The 18799-nt window shown below is 63.5% G+C and carries 12 protein-coding genes; all 12 read left to right on the top strand.

Annotation, left to right across the window (positions count from 1 at the left end):
• Positions 1-82: 82 nt before the first annotated feature.
• The 12 genes from FG13_RS18235 (at position 83) to FG13_RS18180 (ending at position 18757) form a co-directional block, all read left to right on the top strand.
• The gene (locus FG13_RS18235) at positions 83-1720 is read left to right on the top strand and encodes a ShlB/FhaC/HecB family hemolysin secretion/activation protein (RefSeq protein WP_035823138.1); all 1638 of its coding nucleotides are present in this window, start codon (positions 83-85) and stop codon (positions 1718-1720) included.
• A gap of 56 nt (positions 1721-1776) precedes the next feature.
• On the top strand, positions 1777-3558 hold the full coding sequence (locus FG13_RS18230) for a DUF2341 domain-containing protein (RefSeq protein WP_035823136.1): 1782 nt from the start codon (positions 1777-1779) through the stop codon (positions 3556-3558).
• A 13-nt stretch (positions 3559-3571) separates the two neighbouring features.
• The gene (locus FG13_RS18225; protein ID WP_034753784.1) at positions 3572-3982 is read left to right on the top strand and encodes an ExbD/TolR family protein; all 411 of its coding nucleotides are present in this window, start codon (positions 3572-3574) and stop codon (positions 3980-3982) included.
• A gap of 10 nt (positions 3983-3992) precedes the next feature.
• Complete coding sequence (locus FG13_RS18220; RefSeq protein ID WP_235211767.1) at positions 3993-4709, top strand: hypothetical protein; 717 nt, start codon at positions 3993-3995, stop codon at positions 4707-4709.
• A gap of 36 nt (positions 4710-4745) precedes the next feature.
• On the top strand, positions 4746-6482 hold the full coding sequence (locus FG13_RS18215; RefSeq protein WP_035823134.1) for a putative porin: 1737 nt from the start codon (positions 4746-4748) through the stop codon (positions 6480-6482).
• Between the two features lie 9 nt (positions 6483-6491).
• The gene (locus FG13_RS18210; protein WP_051959211.1) at positions 6492-7175 is read left to right on the top strand and encodes a hypothetical protein; all 684 of its coding nucleotides are present in this window, start codon (positions 6492-6494) and stop codon (positions 7173-7175) included.
• Between the two features lie 26 nt (positions 7176-7201).
• A complete protein-coding gene (locus tag FG13_RS18205; RefSeq protein WP_235211766.1) occupies positions 7202-7690 on the top strand; it encodes a YbjN domain-containing protein in 489 nt (162 codons plus the stop codon).
• A 208-nt stretch (positions 7691-7898) separates the two neighbouring features.
• Positions 7899-11003 (top strand): DEAD/DEAH box helicase, encoded by a 3105-nt coding sequence (locus FG13_RS18200; protein ID WP_035823130.1) that lies wholly within the window; start codon positions 7899-7901, stop codon positions 11001-11003.
• Positions 11004-11052: 49 nt separating this feature from the next.
• Entirely contained in the window at positions 11053-12180 is a 1128-nt protein-coding gene (locus FG13_RS18195; RefSeq protein ID WP_035823128.1) for a PAS domain-containing sensor histidine kinase, read from the top strand.
• A 139-nt stretch (positions 12181-12319) separates the two neighbouring features.
• On the top strand, positions 12320-13000 hold the full coding sequence (locus FG13_RS18190) for a response regulator transcription factor (protein ID WP_034753797.1): 681 nt from the start codon (positions 12320-12322) through the stop codon (positions 12998-13000).
• Positions 13001-13154: 154 nt separating this feature from the next.
• The gene (locus FG13_RS18185; protein WP_035823125.1) at positions 13155-13862 is read left to right on the top strand and encodes a transposase; all 708 of its coding nucleotides are present in this window, start codon (positions 13155-13157) and stop codon (positions 13860-13862) included.
• Positions 13863-14056: 194 nt separating this feature from the next.
• On the top strand, positions 14057-18757 hold the full coding sequence (locus FG13_RS18180; protein WP_035823123.1) for a glutamate synthase-related protein: 4701 nt from the start codon (positions 14057-14059) through the stop codon (positions 18755-18757).
• Positions 18758-18799 lie beyond the last annotated feature (42 nt).

The following is an 18799-nucleotide window of genomic DNA, read 5'->3' as shown; positions in this document are numbered from 1 at the left end:
AGTAGATCAGCATTAGCAACAAAAAAACGCCGGCCCAGCGCCGCAACACAGGGCAACCGTTTGATTTTAAGGTGAATGGAAGATGCGTGAGATGAAAAAACAGGGCAAGGGGGCAGCACCCGCGGCACCCGCGACCGCCTTGACGATGCTGTGCCTGGCCATGCTGGCGCTGCCCGGCATGGCGCGCGCGCAGGACGCGGTGCCGGCAGCCGCTCCCGTGGCCGCGCCGGAACGGCAGGTGACGATCGAGGAATACCTGGTGCGCGGCAATACCGTGCTCGATGCGCGCGCCATCGAAGAGGCGGTCACGCCCTTCCTGGGGCCGGGCCGCACCCTGAAGGACGTGGAAGGGGCGCGCGACGCCCTCGTTGCGGCATATCAAGCCCGCGGCTACCAGTCCGTCTACGTGGACTTGCCGGAGCAGCAGGTGGAGCAGGGCGTGGTGGTGCTGCAGGTGAGCGAAACGAAGGTGGGACGCTTGCGCGTGGTCGGTGCGCAATACAACTCGCCGCTCGACGTGCGCCAGCAAGTGCCGGCCCTGACGGAGGGCAAGGTGCCCGACTTTACCCAGGCGCAAGTGGAGCTGACGGCCCTGAACCGTGGTCCCAAGCGCCAGGTGATGCCGCTGGTCAAGCAGGGCAGCCTGCCCGGCACCATGGACGTGGACTTGAAAGTCGAGGACAGCAGCCCGTGGCGCGCCAGTGTCGGCTTGAACAATGATTACAGCGCCGATACCAAGAAACTGCGCAGCAGCGTCTCGGTCGGCCACGACAACCTGTGGCAGATGGGGCATAGCGCCACCATCAGCTTTTTCGGCACGCCGGGCGACCTGAACCAGACCAAGGTGTGGTCCGCCTCGTACGTGGCGCCCATCGGCACGCAGGGCTGGAGCCTGGAAGCGACGGGCTACCAGTCGAACAGCAACGTGGCCAGCACGGGCGGCACCAGTGTGCTGGGCAAGGGCCACGCGCTGGGCATGAAAGTCAACTACACGGTGCCCAACAGCGGCATCTGGTGGCACAGCTTTAGCGCCGGCATCGATTTCAAGGATAACCAGGAAGCGCTGCAGCTGAATGGCGCCGGCTCGAGCATTCCCTTGAAATATGTGCCGCTCAGCGTGGCCTACAACGGTTTTGCGCAGACGGATGCGGCGACCTACGGCCTGGGCCTGTCGCTGGTGGCCGGTACGCGCGCCGCGTTCGGCTATGGCAGCAACAGCGCCGCCTACGACAACAAGCGCTACAAGGCTACACCCAGCTTCCTCGTCCTGAAGGGCGACGCCAACGCCACCTACACCCTGGGCAGCGGTGCGCAGCTGCATGGGCGCATGTCGGGCCAGCTGGCCGATGCGGCGCTCGTGTCGGGCGAGCAGATGGCCGCCGGCGGCGCCAATTCCGTGCGCGGCTACCTGTCGGCCGAAGCGACGGGCGACTACGGCATCTCGGGCACGGTCGAATGGCGCACACCCCAGCTGACGTATTTCAGCCGCCTGGAAAACTGGCGTTTGTTTGCCTTTGCCGATGGCGCGCGCCTGCGCTTGCGCGACCCGCTGCCGGAGCAGAAAGATCTGTTCGGCCTGGCCTCCGTGGGCGTGGGCAGCAGCTTCCAGTTCCTGCGCTACCTGAATGGCCGCATCGATTTTGCTTACCCGCTGCGCGATGGCCCGCGCACGCACAAACACGTGCGCCGCATCAATTTCAACCTGTCGGCCAGCTACTGACGGGCCAGCTCACCAGCACTGCACTTTTTTAGACTTTTCTTCGGAGAATCACTGTCATGCAACGTTTTCTTTTTTTGCTCACGATCCTGGGCACGCTCGTTCCCGGCCTGGCGCATGCCTGGTGGCAGCCCGACTGGGCTTACCGCAAACCCGTCACCGTCGACGCGGGCCCGAAGGCGGGCGCCGTGGGCGGCGATCCTGGCCGCATTCCCGTGCTGCTGCGCTTGCATTCGGGTAACTTCAACTTCGAAGGCGTCAGCGACAACGGCGCCGACCTGCGCTTCGTGGCGGGCGACGATAAAACGGTGCTGAACCACCAGATCGAACAGTTCAACCCGCTCTTGGGCATCGCCCTGATCTGGGTCGACGTGCCGGCCCTGACGGCCGGTACGCCGCAGCAGTTGTGGATGTACTACGGTAATCCGAAGGCGCCCGCTTCCGGCAATGGCCAGCGCACCTTCGACCCCGATTACAGCCTCGTGTACCACTTCACCGAGCCTGGCGTGCCTTCGCGCGACAGCACCGCCTACGGCAACCATGCCCAGACGGCCGTGCCGGCGCTCGACGGTTCCGTCATCGGCGCCGGCGCCCGCCTGGGTACCGCACCGCTGATGCTGCCTGCCTCGCCTTCGCTGGCGCTGGCCGCCGGCGCGCCGTTCACCTTTTCCGCCTGGGTACGTCCCGACAACCTGGGCCCGCAGCAAGTGCTGTATGCGCGCCGCGATGGCGCCAGTGAATTGCTGATCGGCGTCGACCAGGGCGTGCCTTTCGTGCAGGTCAATGGCCAGCGCAGCAAGCCCGGCCAACCGATCCAGGCCGCGCAATGGTCGCACCTGGCTGTCAAGGCCGACAAGAACAACGTGGCCCTGTACGTGGGCGGCCGTCCGGCCGTGTCGCTGGCCACCGCGCTGCCAGCCTTCACCACGGCCGCCTCGGTGGGCGCCGATGCGCCGCCGGTCGCTGCCGGTACCTCCACGCTGAACAACTTCACGGGCGCCATCGACGAGCTGCGTCTGTCGCGCACGGCCCGCGCCGACGCCCTGCTGCTGGCCGACGCCGTCTCGCAAGGTTCCGAATCGCGCCTGGCCGTGTTTGGCGCCGATGAACAGCAAGCGGGCAAAAGCCATTTCGGCTTCATCATCGCCGCCATGCCGCTCGACGCCTGGATCGTCGTCGGCGTGCTGGGCCTGATGATGGTCTTGTCGTGGATCATCATGATCGGCAAGGGCCGCAGCTATGGCGCCATCTCGCGCGCCAATGCGCAATTCATGCAGTCCTTCCACGAAGCGGCCGGCGCGCCGCTCGACCATCTGGCGCGCAACGGCAAGCTGAGCAACACCGTGAAGACGGATTCCTCGCTGTGGCGTTTGTATGACGTGGCCATCGACGAGATGCGCCGCCGCCACGACCGCGGCTACGACCTCAATGCCGTTTCGAACGCGACCATCGGCGCCATCCGCGCCGCCATGGATGGCGTGATGGTGCGCGAAAGCGAGCGCATGTCGAAACGCATGATCTGGCTGTCGACCACCATCGAAGGCGCGCCGTACGTCGGCCTGTTCGGCACCGTGATCGGCATCATGCTGGTGTTCGTCGTGGCGGCCATGGCCGGCGCCGTGGACATCAACTCGGTGGCGCCGGGCATGGCGGCGGCGCTGCTGTGTACGGCTGCTGGCCTGGGCGTGGCGATTCCCGCGCTGTTCGGCTACAACTGGCTGTCCTCGCGTTCGGACGCCATCGTCGCCGATATGGCCGTCTTCGTCGACGAATTCGCCACGCGCCTGGCTGAAGAGCAGGGCGACGGACGCCAGATGCGTCCCGTGCTGCAACAGGCGTGAGGGGCGCATAACCATGGCCACCTCCGCCAAGTTTACCCCCCGCAAGCGTAGCGGCGGCATCAACATCACGCCCTTCGTCGACGTGCTGCTGGTGGTGCTGGTGATTTTTATTCTGACCAGCAACGCCAGCATTCCCGGCATCAAGGTCGACCTGCCCAAGGCCAGTTCGGCCATGGCGCTGGAAAAACCGAAGACCAAGGCCATCACCATCGACAACGCGGGCCAGGTCTTCCTCGACGCCTATCCCGTCACCTTGCCCGAGCTGGAAGAGCGCTTGCGCACGGAAAAGGCGCTGACGCCCGACTTCCCCGTGATCGTGCGCGGCGATGCCGCCGTGCAATACGCGAAAGTGGTCGAAGTGCTGGACTTGCTGCGCCGCATAGACCTGAACCAGGTGGGTCTGGTGACCGGCAAGCCGGCATGAGGAGCGCAAGGTGAAGCGTGACGACATGATGAAGATGGCCGCCCCGGAAGCGTCGGGCGCGGCGCAGTGGTGGCGCCGCTGGGGCGGCGTGGCCGGCGGCGTGCTGCTGGCCGGCGCGCTGGCCGCGCTGGTCTGGTATTTGCTGTCGGACACGGCCGCCACCAAGCGCGAAGTGGCGGCCCCGCCCATGCTGATGCTGCCCCCTCCGCCGCCACCGCCGCCGGAACCGGAAAAACTGCCGGAACCGACGCCGGACAAGGTGGTGCCGGAAGTGTCGGAGCCGGAACCGACGCCGGCCGACAAGCCCATGGATGACGCGCCGGAAAGCCCGTCGCCGGACAAGGGCGACCCCGTCACCATCGACGGCGCGGCGCAGGCCGGCAGCGACGCCTTCGGCATCCAGGCAGGGCGCGGCGGCGGCATGACGGGTGGCGGCGGTGGCGGCGGCCTCGGCGCGGGATCGTATGGCCGCTATGTGGCCAACGCGCTGCAACTGGCCTTTGCCCGCGACCCGCGCACGCGCCAGCTGGCGTTTGCCGACATCCGCGTCGACCTGTGGCTCGATGCGGAAGGCCGGACGTTGAAGGTCCACCTGGTGCAAGGCACGGGCAATGCGCAGACGGACGAGCAAGTGCTGGCCATGGTGCGCGATTTCCGCGCCGATGAGCGGCCACCGGCGTCCCTGCGTTTCCCGGCCCGCGTTTCCATTAAAGGTCGGCGCCCGTAAGCGCATGAACCAATTCCTCATTTACCGAAAGAAGCGATGAATTCCTTATTTTCTCCCTCACAGCACCTGCGCCGCCTTCCGCTGGCGCTGGCTGCCCTGGCCCTGAGCGTGGCGGCAGGCGCGGTACAAGCGCAGACGGCACCGGCCGACAGCACCATGGTCAAACTGATCCGCGGCCTGATCCAGAGCGGCGCCCTGAACAAGGATGCCGGCGAGGCGCTGCTGGCGCAGGCGCAGAGCGAAGCACTGGCGCAAGCGCAGGCCCGTCCGGCCGCCGCGCCGGCCGCCCTGGCGCAGGTGCAGCCGGGCGACGTGCGCGTGCCGTATATTTCGCAAACCGTGCGCGAACAGATCCGCGACGAGATCAAGGGCCAGGTCATGGCCGAAGCAAAAGCGGGCGGCTGGGCGGCGCCGAATGAAACGCCGGCCTGGACCAAGCGCATCCGCCTGGAAGGCGACGTGCGCGCGCGCTACGAATCGCGCTACTACGACATGGCCAACAGCAATATCGAGATCGACTGGCGCTCGCTCAACAGCGGCAGCGGCTACGACGTCAATTCGAACACCAACCTGGCCCTGCCGGCGTTGCTCAACACGCGCGAAGACCGCAAGCATTTGCTGCGCGCGCGCGCCCGCCTGGGCATCCTGGCCGACATTTCCGACACCACGCAAGCAGGCATACGCCTGGCCAGCGGCAATGACGACAGCCCCGTGTCCACCACGCAAACCCTCGGTGGCGGTCTGGGCAAGAAAAACATCTGGCTGGACCAGGCCTGGCTGTCGTATCAGCCCGCTTCCTGGCTGAAACTGACGGCGGGCCGCTTCGATAACCCGTTCGTGTCCGGCGACGAACTGTTCTCCAGCGAACTCAATTTCGACGGCATCGCCGCCAAGGTGCAGCAACCGCTCGGCGACAGCAAGGACGTCACCGTTTTCGGTACCCTGGGCCTGATTCCGCTCGAGTATTCGTCCGACAATGCGCCTAGCCGCAGCCAGGCAAAAATGTCCAGCGAAAACAAGTGGCTGCTCGGTGCGCAAGTGGGCGCCTCGTGGAAAATCAATAGCGACCATCAATTGCGCGGCGCCTTGGCCTACTACAACTTCCGCAACATCAGCGGCGAGTATTCGCAGCCGTGCGCGCTGTACGCGGGCGCCGATGGCTGCAACACGGACTGGTCGCGTCCATCGAGCATGCAAAAAGGCAATAGCTTGATGTTATTGCGCAATATCGCCCTGAACCCGCTGGACCCGGCCAATACGCCGCAGCCGCAATTCGTGGGCCTGGCCTCGAAATTCCGCCTGGCCAACCTGAATGCGCGCTGGGATAGCAAGGTGGCGGGCGGCACGGACTTGCGCATCGAAGGCGATTATGTGCGCAACATGGCGTATGACAAGAACGCCATGTGGGCGCGCGCCAAGGGCGGCATCATGAACAACTTCGGCGGCACGGGCGGCGTCTCACAAGCCGATTTCAAGAGCGGCGGCAATGCCTACATGCTGCAGGCAACCCTGGGCAAGGCCAGCCCGGCCGCGCGCGGCGACTGGAACGTTTTACTGGGCTACAAGCGCATCGAACCGGACGCCTTGCCTGACGCCTACAACGATTCCACCTTCCACCTGGGCGGCACGAATGCGCGCGGCTACTACCTGGGCGGCGCGTATGCGCTCGACAAGAACACGTGGCTGAACGGCCGCTGGACGTCGAGCCGCGAAGTGTTCGGTTCGGCGCTGTCGATCGACACCTTGCAAATCGAATTGAACGCGCGTTTTTAAGGAGCCACGATGTTGATATCCAAGAAAATGCGCCTGCCTTTGCTGCTGCTGAGCTTGCTGGCCGCCGGCACGGCCCAGGCGCAGAAGGGGCAAAGCATGGAAGAGCGCTTGCGGGCCGAGTTGCGCAACGTGACGGCGCAATTGCAGCAGACGCGCGGCGAGCTGGAATTGCTCAAAGCCAAGGGCGTACCTGTCGCCAAGGCGGCGCCCGCTGCCGCCGCGCCCGCCAGCGATGGCTTGAAAAAGGAGCTGGCGCGCAGCCAGTCGCAGCTGGCGCAGGAGCGTGCGCAGCGGGAAAAGCTGGGCGAGCAGCAACAGCGCAGCACGGCCGCCGCGCAAGAGGCAACGGCCAGCCTGGCGCAGTACCGCCAGGCCAGCGAACGGCTGGCCGCCACGGGCAAGCAGCTGGAAGTGGAGCGTGCGCGCCTCGACGGCGAAGTGACGGCCCAGCGGGGCGCCCTGGCGCGCTGCGAAAGCAAGAATGCCCAGCTGTATGCGGCCGGGCAGGACATTCTGCAAGCGTATGAAGGGCTCGACGTGCTGGACGTCATGAAGGCGCGCCAGCCGTTCGCCGCGCAAAGCCGGGTAAAACTCGAGCAAATCGCGCAGCAGTACGGCGATCAGCTGTACCAGGGCCGCTTTGATGCGCGTCAAACAGAAACACCGGTCGCGTCCACGCCGGCCCCCCAATAATTTTTTTTGAAATGAATGGAATGACGATGGAAAATACCAACAATTTGCTGAGCACCCTGAACGCGGAACAAACGGCCGACGCCATCAAGGCGGCCGGCTGCGCCGTGACCAGCATCGAACACGACGGCGTCGTGCGCCTGCACAGCGCCAGCCATGGTATCGGCTTCCAGGTGCTGTGGGGCAATGAAGCAGTGCCTGGCCAATACGCGGATCTGACCCTGAGCTGCCCGCTGCGCGTGCAGGGCGGCGACTTGCCGGCCGGCTTGCTGGCCGAATGGCACCGCAGCAAGCGTTTTGCCCGCGTGGCCCAGCATGGCGATTTCGTCGTGCTGGAAATGGATGTGCTGGTCGCCGGTGGCGTCACCAAGGAGTACCTGAATATCAATCTGCAACTGTGGACGCAGATGATGGGCCAGTTCTTCTTGTTTTTGCGCAACTTTACGCCAGCCGATACGAGCACCGCACCGGTAGTCGAAGCCGCCAGCGTGGCGGAAGAAGAAACTGTGCCGGCCTGATACATCGTCGAGCGGCGGCAAAAATGGCCCGTGACGGGCCATTTTTGCCGTCTGCGGGTCCCAAGTGTCGTATTAAATACTTATTTTTTAGGCATCGCGCATTAAAACTGCTCAAAGAGCGTGTGTGAATCAAGCCAGCAACGGCCGTATGGCGGATAATATTGCCTGTTGCCGATTTGGATACGACCTTTACACAAATATGCGCCCCATGGATTTTACCCGCGACGAAACCAGTGAAACCCCAGTTGCCCCGGCCAGCGCGCCGGGAGCGCCTTTGCCGTATGCCGTCGCCACCTGGCTGCAGCGGGTGGAGGCTGCCGCCCATCCGAAAGCCGTGCTGACGATTGCCGAGCCGGACCCCAAACTCAACGCGCATCGCCTGATCTACGTGCTGGCGCCCACCAGCGGTGGCCGCCACGTGGCCCTGTGCCTGTACAAGGCGCGGCTGCGGCCGAATGGCGACGTGGCGGCGGCATCCCCCATCAGCGAGATCTTTTCGCTGCTGTCGGCGCCGCCCACATTCCTGACACCGGCCGACGAAGACCTCGTGCGTTTCTTCGTGGCCATGCGCAGCGGGCAGAATTCGCAGACGGGCAGCGCCACGGAGCCGAAGGGCAAGGTGGGCGCGGCCCTGCTGAAAATGCTGGCCGAGCAAGATAAACTGTTGTGGGCCAATTCCTGGGCCGACGTCGGCAATGGTCTCGTGTACCCGTTGAAGGAAGGTCCCGTGCGTCCCGCCCGCCTGTTCTGGCGCGACGAAGGCAAGACCATGCGCCTGGGCTGGCAAGTGGACCCGCCGGAAGGCGCGAAGCACCATGGCGCCGACCAGATCGACTACATGCTGCCCACGGATCCGCCGTGGTACATCGACAATCTGTCGTGCGGCGTGCTGGAACTGAACCAGGGCGGCTCCGACATTTCCCTGGCCGATTTGCAGGCGCTGGTGGCGCAGGCGCCGCCGCTCAATGCGAACGACAAGGTGCGCGTGTCGCAACTGCTGCTGGCGCAGGGCTTGCAGCATTTGATGCCGCTGCCGCAGCCGTTGCCGCAGCGCTTGCGCAAGGATGTGCCGGCGCAGCCGGTCTTGCTGCTCGATAGCGCCATGCTGGCCGATGGCAGCATCCAGCGCTGGAGCGACTTCGCCGTGCTGTCCTACGACTACGATGGCGAGCGCGTCGCGTTCGATCCGTCGCAGCGCGTGGTGCGGCAAGTGGGCGAGGTGACGGAAATCATCCAGAGAAACACGCTCGACGAAGCGCGCGCGCTGGCCACCCTGGCCGAGCTGCAGTTCAAGAAGCCGGGCTCGGCCCCCTTGAGCGGCTTGAAGGGCGCCTTGCAACTGCCGTCCCAGGCGGAATGGCTGCGCTTTGCGGAGTCCGGCATCGATGCCTTGCTGGAGCAGGGCTGGATCGTGGAAAAAACGGCCAAGTACCGCTATGACGTCAGCGACGTGGGCGACTGGTACGCGGACATCGACGACCAGGACCCGGACAGCGGCAACGCCTGGTTCGAGCTGGAACTGGGCATCGTCGTCAATCACGAAAGAGTGCCGCTGCTGCCCGTGCTGGTGCAGCTGATCCGCAACGCGCCCAACGATTTCAACCCGAAAGTCATCGACGCGCATGCGGACGATGACCAGATGCTGGCAACCTTGCCGGATGGCACGCGCGTGGCCCTGCCGTGGGGCCGTGTGCGCCCCATCCTGAACACGCTGGGGGAACTGTATTTCAGTGACAAGATCAAACATGCGGTGCGCATGTCGACCCTGGATGCGGCCCGCCTGGAAGAGCTGGCGCGCGGCCTGGAGATGCAGTGGACGGGCGGCGAGCAGTTGCGCGCCATGGGCCGCAAGCTGAGCCAGTTCGGCTCCGTGCAAAAAGTGGCGGCCCCAGCCGGCTTGCAGGCGACCTTGCGCGATTACCAGGCCGATGGCCTGGCGTGGATGCAATTCCTGCGCGACCATGACCTGGCGGGCATCCTGGCCGATGACATGGGCTTAGGTAAAACCGTGCAGACCCTGGCGCATATCCTGGTGGAAAAGGAAGCGGGCCGTTTGACGCATCCGGCGCTGGTGATCGCACCGACGAGTTTGATGGGCAACTGGCAGGACGAGGCGGCCAAATTTGCGCCCAGCCTGAAAGTATTGCTGTTGCAAGGCAAGGACCGCGCCCAGCAATTCGACCAGATCGATCAATGCGACCTGGTGCTGACGACCTACGCTCTGTTGCCGCGCGACGAGGAAACTTTGCGCGAGCACGATTTCCACCTGGTTATCCTCGACGAATCGCATTACATCAAGAATACGCGCAGCAAGGCGGCGCAAAGCGCGGGCCTGCTGCGCGCGCGCCACCGCCTGTGTTTGTCCGGCACGCCGCTGGAAAACCATCTGGGCGAGCTGTGGTCGCAATTCCACTTCCTGCTGCCGGGCTTGCTGGGCGACGAGAAGACGTTTAATACCCAGTTCCGTCATCCGATCGAGCGCCAGGACGACCCGCTGCGCCGCATGCTGCTGAACCGCCGCATCAAGCCCTTCCTGCTGCGCCGCACGAAGGACAATGTGGCCAAAGAGCTCCCGCCGAAGACGGAAATGGTGCGCAAGGTGGAATTGACGGGGCCGCAGCGCGACCTGTATGAAACCGTGCGTCTGGCGATGGATCAAAAAGTACGCGAAGAAATCGACAAGAAGGGCGTGGCGCGCAGCCAGATCGTCATCCTCGAAGCGTTGCTGAAACTGCGGCAAGTGTGTTGCGACCCCCGCCTGGTGAAATCCTTGCCGGCGAAGAAGCAGTCGGCCGGTTCGGCCAAGCTGCTCGACCTGATGCAGATGGTGGAAGACTTGCTCGACGAAGGGCGCAAAATCCTCGTCTTCTCGCAATTTACCAGCATGCTGGAATTGATCGAGGAAGAACTCGAGTCGCGCGACATTCCCTACGCCTTGCTGACGGGCGAAACGAAAGACCGGGGCGCGCAAGTGGCGGCCTTCCAGCAGGGCGCCGTGCCGATTTTCCTGATCAGCCTGAAAGCGGGCGGCGTCGGCTTGAACCTGACGGCGGCCGACACGGTGATCCACTACGACCCGTGGTGGAATCCGGCGGCGGAAAACCAGGCCACGGACCGTGCCTGGCGCATCGGCCAGGACAAGCCCGTGTTCGTCTACAAATTGATCGCGAAGGGCACGCTGGAAGAAAAAATCCAGCTGCTGCAGCAAAAGAAATCGGAGCTGGCGCAATCGATCCTGGCCGAAGGCGAATCGCAGAAGATGGCCCTCACGCAGGAAGACTTGCAGCAGATTTTCGCCCCACTGGAAGATTAACGCCGCCGCACGCTTATACTTGGCGCTTCTTTCCTGCCAGGTATAACGCATGCTGCCCTTTCTCCTTCTGCTGCTTGCCGGCGTCATCCTCATGGCGCTGCGTTTCGTCCAGTTGCGCCGCGCCCTGCTGCGCGCGCGGGCGGGCGAGACGCAGTTCCGCCTGCTGGCCGAGCACGGCCGCGACGCGGCCTTCCTGCTCGACGCCACCAGCCTCGAAATGCTCTACATCAGCCCTGCCGCGCAGCGCCTGACGGGCCATGACCTGGCCGCCTTGCAGAGCCACGCGGCGCGCCTGGCGCAAGACGTGCCGGCCCGGCTGCAACGCTGGCGCGATGGCGATACCAGCCGTTTGACCTTGCTGCGCGAAGTGGAATTGCCGCACGCCGACGGTCGCTTGCTGGCGCTGGAAATCAGCTCGACCATCGTGCCCGCGGCGGCGGGGCGGGGCGTGACCTTGGCGGGCACGGTGCGCGACGTCAGCGCCATCGAGGCGCAGGAAGCCGAGCGGGAAAAGGAGCAGAAGCGCTTCGCTTCGATGCTGTCGCATGAATTTCGCACGCCGCTGGCCACCATCGACGGCGCCATCCAGCGCCTCGTCTCGACTTCCACGCAAGCGGACGAGGCCACGCGCAAGCGCTACGTGAAAATCCAGACGGCCGTCGACCGTTTGTTGTCCATGATCGACGACTACCTGTCACCTGAACGCATGGCGGCCATCGGCCGCGAGCGGACCGTCGACGGCATCGCGCCGCTGGCCTTGCTGCAGCAAGCGGCCGCCACCGTGCCGGCCAGCCACACGGTGCAGCTGGAACTCGACGAAGACTTGCCGGCCAGGCTGCGCTGCGACGTGCCCGGCATGGCCCTGTGCCTGAAAATTCTGCTCGACAACGCCGTCAAGTTCAGCCCGCCGGGCAGCGCCATCGCCTTGTCGGCCAGGCTGGTGCCCGAGGGCGGCGTGGCGCTGTGCGTGCGCGATGCGGGTCCCGGCTTGCGGGAAGAGGAACTGGCGCAGCTGTTCGACAAAAGTTTCCGTGGAATCGATGCCACGCATCCCGGTGCGGGCCTGGGCCTGTACATGGCGCGCGCCGTGGTGGAGGTGCATGGCGGGAGTTTGCAGGGGCATAATCTGCCCGAAGGAGGGGCGCTTTTCCGGATTTGGCTGCCGCTTCCTGTCTAGACAAGGAAAAGCCTTGCTTCCGCTGAAGGCAACCGTGATAATTCCTTGACGTAAACCTATTGTGCCGTCCATGATGGTGTAGAAGTGCATGGCATGATTTTGCCCTCGGTGTGCTCACTAACGGAAGAATGGCGTTGCAATGACGAAAATACTGATCGTCGAAGACAATCTCGACTACGCCGAAGACATGGCGGAGTTCCTCGTAGAGCTCGAACACGAAGTCCATATCACCAGCTCCGCTGGCGGCATGTGGACCGCGTTGAGTCATGGCAATGTTGGCGTGGTCGTACTGGACCTGGGCTTGCCTGATGAAGACGGCTTCAACGTCATCCCCCGCATGCGCCAGCTGTATCCGCAAATCGGCGTGCTGGTGCTGACGGGGCGTGTCGCTTTCGACAGCCGCATCCTGGGTTTGCGCCTCGGTGCCGACCACTATCTGACCAAGCCGATCAAATTCCCCGAACTGGCCGCCCACATCGAGGCGCTCGACCGCCGCGTCGGTCCGCAAGATCCCGTACCCGAGCCGGGCAAGTGGACCTTGAAAGTAAGCGCGCGCCAACTTGAGCTGATGGGCGCCGTGATCGCCTTGACGGAGAAGGAATTCAACTTCCTGCACCTGCTCACCATCAACACCCGCCCCGTACCGCGCGACGTCATCGTGGCCGGCATGGGCGGCGAAGATCCCGATGCGGGCCGCAGAGTCGACATGCTCGTGTACCGTCTGCGCAAGAAAGCCAAGACGGGCCTGGGTCAGGACTTGCCGCTGCGCAGCGCGTATGGCGAGGGCTACAGCCTGTCGGCCAGTTTCAACCTGTCCTGATAGTCCCTATTGCGGCGTCCGCAAGTGGCCGGCGCGATAAAAGGGACAGAGTCAACCGCTTTTTCCAGTATGCCAAATAAAACAGGGTCAGAGTCGCGCCTTGTGCAGTAAGTGTGTAAAATCAAGGCCTTAGCCTATTTTACTGACGCTTGCCATGGCCCGTTTGCCCCGCCTCATCATTCCAGCACTGCCCCATTACGTGATCCAGCGCGGCAGCAACCGCCAGCCCGTGTTCCAGGACGCGCTTGACTACGCGCAATTTCTTTCCTGGCTGAAAACCGGGGCAAAAATGTTCAAGGTGGCCATTCACGCCTACGTTTTATTGCCTGATCAGCTACATTTGCTGGTCACGCCCGGCGATGCGACGGGCCTGGGGCAGCTGATGCAGTGGTTGGGACGCTATTACGTGCCGTATTTCAACCAGAAATACGGCCGGGAAGGCGCACTGTGGCAGGGACGCTACAAAACATCCGTCATCGATCCCGACAATTTCTTCCTCACTTGCTGCCGCTACCTGGAATGCGTGCCCGTGCAAACGGGCCTGGCGCCTCAGGCGCTCGACCATGCTTGGTCCAGCTATGCCCACCATGCGGGCGTGCGACCTGATCCCGTCATCACCGACCACGCGCTGTACTGGGCGCTGGGCAACACGCCGTTCGACCGCGAGGCGGCGTACCTGCGCCTGTTCGAGCAAGGCCTGGGCAGCAGCCAGGTGAGGGTCGTGGAGCAGGCTGTGCTGAAGGGCTGGCCGCTCGGTTCCGACGCTTTCAAGCAGGCGCTGGAGCAGAAAATGCAGCGGCAAGTGCTGCCTGCCAAGCGCGGCCGTCCCCGCAAAATCGTGGCCGCTGCGCACGCCAATTGAAAAGCATTCGCATTTAAAACAAAAAATGGTTCCTTTCCGCGCTTTTATTGAAATTGCTTCGACTATGTCCCTATTAAAATTTTAGAGCGATGGAATAGAATTTAATTCGACTCCGACCCTAATTGTTGTGGTTGAGTTTTTTGTTGCGTTGCACTACTCTAGTTTTTCGATAGTCATATGCAGCGGAGAAGCCCATGAAAGCGCAAGGCCTGTACGACCCAGCCAATGAACACGATGCCTGCGGCGTCGGTTTCGTCGCCCATATCAAGGGCAACAAGACCCATTCGATCGTCGAACAGGGTTTGCTGATACTGAAAAACCTCGATCACCGGGGCGCCGTGGGCGCCGATGCGCTGATGGGCGATGGCGCCGGCATCCTGATCCAGATTCCTGACCAATACTATCGCGAAGAAATGGCCAAGCAGGGCGTGGAATTGCCGCCGCCTGGCGAATACGGCGTGGGCATGGTCTTCCTGCCGAAGGAACACGCATCGCGCATCGCTTGTGAACAGGAAATCGAACGCGCCGTGCGCATCGAAGGACAAGTCGTGCTGGGCTGGCGCAACGTGCCCATCGATACGGACATGCCGATGTCGCCCACCGTGCGCGCCAAAGAGCCCGTCATTCGCCAGATCTTCATCGGCCGCGGTCCGGACATCATGGTCACCGACGCGCTCGAGCGCAAACTGTATGTGATCCGCAAATCCTCGGGCCACGCCATCCAGGCCTTGAAACTGCTGCACGGCAAGGAATTCTTCGTGCCGTCGATGTCGGCCCGTACGATTGTGTACAAGGGCTTGCTGCTGGCCGACCAGGTGGGCGTGTACTACAAGGACTTGCAGGACGCGCGCTGCATCTCGGCCCTGGCCCTCGTGCACCAGCGTTTCTCGACGAATACTTTCCCGGAATGGCCGCTGGCCCACCCGTACCGCCTGATCGCGCACAATGGCGAGATCAACACCGTCAAAGGCAACTTCAACTGGATGCGTGCGCGCGAAGGCGTCATGAAGTCGGCCGTGCTGGGCGACGACCTGCAAAAGCTGTTCCCCCTGATCTATGAAGGCCAGTCCGACACGGCGTGCTTCGACAATGCGCTCGAGCTGCTGTTGATGGCAGGTTATCCGATCGCCCAGGCGATGATGATGATGATTCCGGAAGCGTGGGAAAACCACACGACGATGGATGACAACCGCCGCGCCTTCTATGAATATCACGCGGCCATGATGGAACCGTGGGACGGCCCCGCCGCCATGGCGTTTACGGATGGCCGCCACATCGGCGGCACCCTGGACCGCAATGGCTTGCGTCCCGCGCGCTACATCGTCACGGACGACGACCTGGTGGTGATGGCGTCGGAATCGGGCGTGCTGCCGATCCCCGAGTCGAAAATCATCCAGAAATGGCGCTTGCAGCCTGGCAAGATGTTCCTGATCGACCTGGAAGCGGGCCGCATCATCGACGACCAGGAACTGAAAAACACTTACGCCAACGCCAAGCCGTATAAAGCGTGGATCAACTCCGTGCGCATCAAGCTCGACGAGATCAAGCTGGCCGAAGGCCAGGCCAAGCTGGACCGCGCCCAGGGCGAAAAAGAGCAGCCATCGTTGCTCGACCGCCAGCAGGCGTTCGGCTACACGCAGGAAGACTTGAAATTCCTCATGGCGCCAATGGCCGTGGCCGGCGAAGAAGCGACGGGCTCGATGGGCAATGACTCGCCGCTGGCCGTCATGTCGAACAAATTGAAGCCGCTGTATAACTACTTCAAGCAGCTGTTTGCGCAAGTGACGAACCCGCCGATCGACCCGATCCGCGAAGCGATGGTGATGTCGCTCGTGTCCTTCATCGGCCCGAAACCGAACTTGCTCGATACCAACAACGTCAATCCGCCGATGCGCCTGGAAGTGGCGCAGCCCGTGCTGGGCTTTGACGACATGGCCCGTCTGCGCAACATCAGCGCCCACACGGGCGGCAAGTTCAAGTCCTACGAACTGGACATCTGCTACCCGCTGGCCTGGGGCAAGGAAGGCGTGGAAGCATGCCTGGCCTCGCTGTGCGCGGAAGCCGTCGATGCCGTGAAATCCGGCCACAACATCCTGATCGTCTCGGACCGCGCCATTTGCGCAGACCAGGTGGCGATCCCGGCGCTGCTGGCCACCTCCACCGTGCACCAGCACCTGGTGAGCAAGGGCTTGCGCGCGTCCACCGGCCTCGTCGTGGAAACGGGCTCGGCCCGTGAAACGCACCACTTCGCCTTGCTGGCCGGCTACGGCGCGGAAGCCGTTCACCCGTATCTGGCCATGGAAACCCTGGCCGAGATGGCGCACGGCTTGCCGGGCGACTTGTCGGGCGACAAAGCCATCTATAACTACACCAAGGCGGTGGGTAAAGGCTTGATGAAGGTCATGTCGAAGATGGGCATTTCGACCTACATGTCGTACTGCGGCGCGCAAATCTTCGAAGCCATCGGCCTGAACAAGTCGCTGGTCGACAAATACTTCAAGGGCACGGCCTCGAACGTGGAAGGCATCGGCGTGTTTGAAGTGGCGGAAGAAGCGCTGCGCCTGCACGCGCTGGCCTTTGGCAACGATCCCGTGCTGTCCGACAAGCTCGACGCGGGTGGCGAGTACGCCTTCCGCGTGCGCGGCGAAGACCACATGTGGACGCCGGACGCGATTGCCAAGCTGCAGCATTCCACGCGCAGCAACAATTTCTCCAGCTACAAGGAATACGCGCAAATCATCAACGACCAGAGCCGTCGCCACCTGACCCTGCGCGGCCTGTTCGAGTTCAAGCTCGACCCGACCAAGGCGATCCCGCTCGATGAAGTGGAACCGGCCAAGGAAATCGTCAAGCGTTTTGCTACCGGCGCGATGTCGCTCGGCTCGATCAGCACGGAAGCGCACGCGACCCTGGCCGTCGCCATGAACCGCATCGGCGGCAAGTCGAACACGGGCGAGGGCGGCGAAGATCCGAACCGCTACACGCAGGAATTGAAGGGCATCCCGATCCGCCAGGGCGACACCATGGCGTCCATCGTGGGCGCCGAGCAGATCGTCGTCGATATTCCGCTGCAGGAAGGCGATTCCATGCGTTCGCGCATCAAGCAGGTGGCGTCGGGACGTTTCGGCGTCACGGCCGCCTACCTGAACTCGGCTGACCAGATCCAGATCAAGATGGCGCAGGGCGCCAAACCGGGTGAAGGCGGTCAGTTGCCTGGTCATAAAGTGTCCGAATACATCGCCAGCCTGCGCTTTTCCGTGCCGGGCGTGGGCCTGATTTCGCCGCCGCCGCACCACGATATCTATTCGATCGAAGATCTGGCGCAGCTGATCCATGACTTGAAGAACGCCAATCCGCGCGCCTCGATTTCCGTCAAACTGGTGTCGGAAGTGGGTATCGGCACGGTGGCCGCCGGCGTGACCAAGGCGAAAGCCGACCACGTCGTCGTTGCCGGCCATGACGGCGGCACGGGCGCCTCCCCATTGTCGTCCGTGAAGCATGCGGGCACGCCGTGGGAGCTGGGTCTGGCAGAAACGCAACAAACCTTGGTCTTGAATGGCTTGCGCAGCCGCATTCGCGTGCAGGCCGACGGCCAGATGAAGACGGGCCGCGACGTGGTCATCGCCGCCTTGCTGGGCGCCGACGAGATCGGTTTCGCCACGGCGCCGCTGGTGGTCGAAGGCTGCATCATGATGCGCAAATGCCATTTGAACACGTGTCCAGTAGGCGTGGCCACGCAAGATCCGGTGCTGCGCGCCAAGTTCTCGGGCAAACCCGAGTATGTCGTCAATTACTTCTTCTTCGTGGCCGAAGAAGCCCGTCAGTTGATGGCGCAGCTGGGTATCCGCACGTATGACGAACTGATCGGCCGCGTCGACTTGCTCGACAAATCGAAGGCGATTTCGCACTGGAAGGCGCAAGGCCTGGACTTCTCGGCCATCTTCTACAAGCCGGAAACCCCGGATGGCCAGGCCTGCCGCCACGTGGAATTCCAGGACCATGCGCTGGAAAAGGCGCTCGATCACAAGCTGATCGCGCAAGCGCGCGCGGCGCTGGAAAAGGGCGAGCGCGTCTCCTTCATCTCGCCCGTGCGCAACCTGAACCGCACGGTGGGCACCATGCTGTCCGGCGAGGTGGCGAAGAAATACGGTCACGCCGGCTTGCCGGATGACACCATCCACATCCAGCTGCAAGGCACGGCGGGCCAGTCGGCCTGCGCCTTCCTGGCGCACGGCATCACGATCGACCTGGTGGGCGAGGGCAACGATTACGTGGGTAAAGGCTTATCCGGCGGACGCATCATCGTGCGGCCCAATACCGAGTTCCGCGGCTGGGCCGTGGACAACATCATCATCGGCAACACGGTGCTGTACGGCGCCATCGCCGGCGAAGCCTTCTTCAATGGCGTGGCCGGTGAACGCTTTGCCGTGCGCAACTCGGGCGCCACCACGGTGGTCGAGGGCCTGGGCGACCATGGCTGCGAATACATGACGGGCGGCACCGTGGTGGTGCTGGGCAATACGGGCCGCAACTTCGCGGCCGGCATGTCGGGCGGCATCGCCTATGTGTATGACCCTGCCGGCGACTTTGCCAGCAAGTGCAACACGGCCATGGTCAGCCTGGACAAGGTCGTGTCCGCAGCGGAACAGCATCTCGACCGCGACGCCTGGCATACGCAGCACCGCGAAGGCGTGCCGGAAGCGGACGAGGTCATCCTCAAGCGCCTGATCGAGCGTCACTTCAAGCACACGGGCAGCACGCGCGCCCGTGTCCTGCTGGATGACTGGGCCGCGGCGCGCGGCAAGTTCGTGAAAGTCTTCCCGAACGAATACAAGCGCGCGCTGATCGAGATGGCAGCTGACGCCGCCATGGAAGTGCAAGCCGTCGCCGCCTGAGCCAGCCGAGATGAATGTGAAGGGAGCGGCCGCGCCGCTCCC

It is taken from the genome of Janthinobacterium sp. RA13, from assembly GCF_000745325.1.
Lineage (GTDB): Bacteria > Pseudomonadota > Gammaproteobacteria > Burkholderiales > Burkholderiaceae_D > Janthinobacterium > Janthinobacterium rivuli.
Note: the sequence above shows the minus strand (reverse complement) of the source record. Positions and strands in the feature narration are given on the sequence as shown.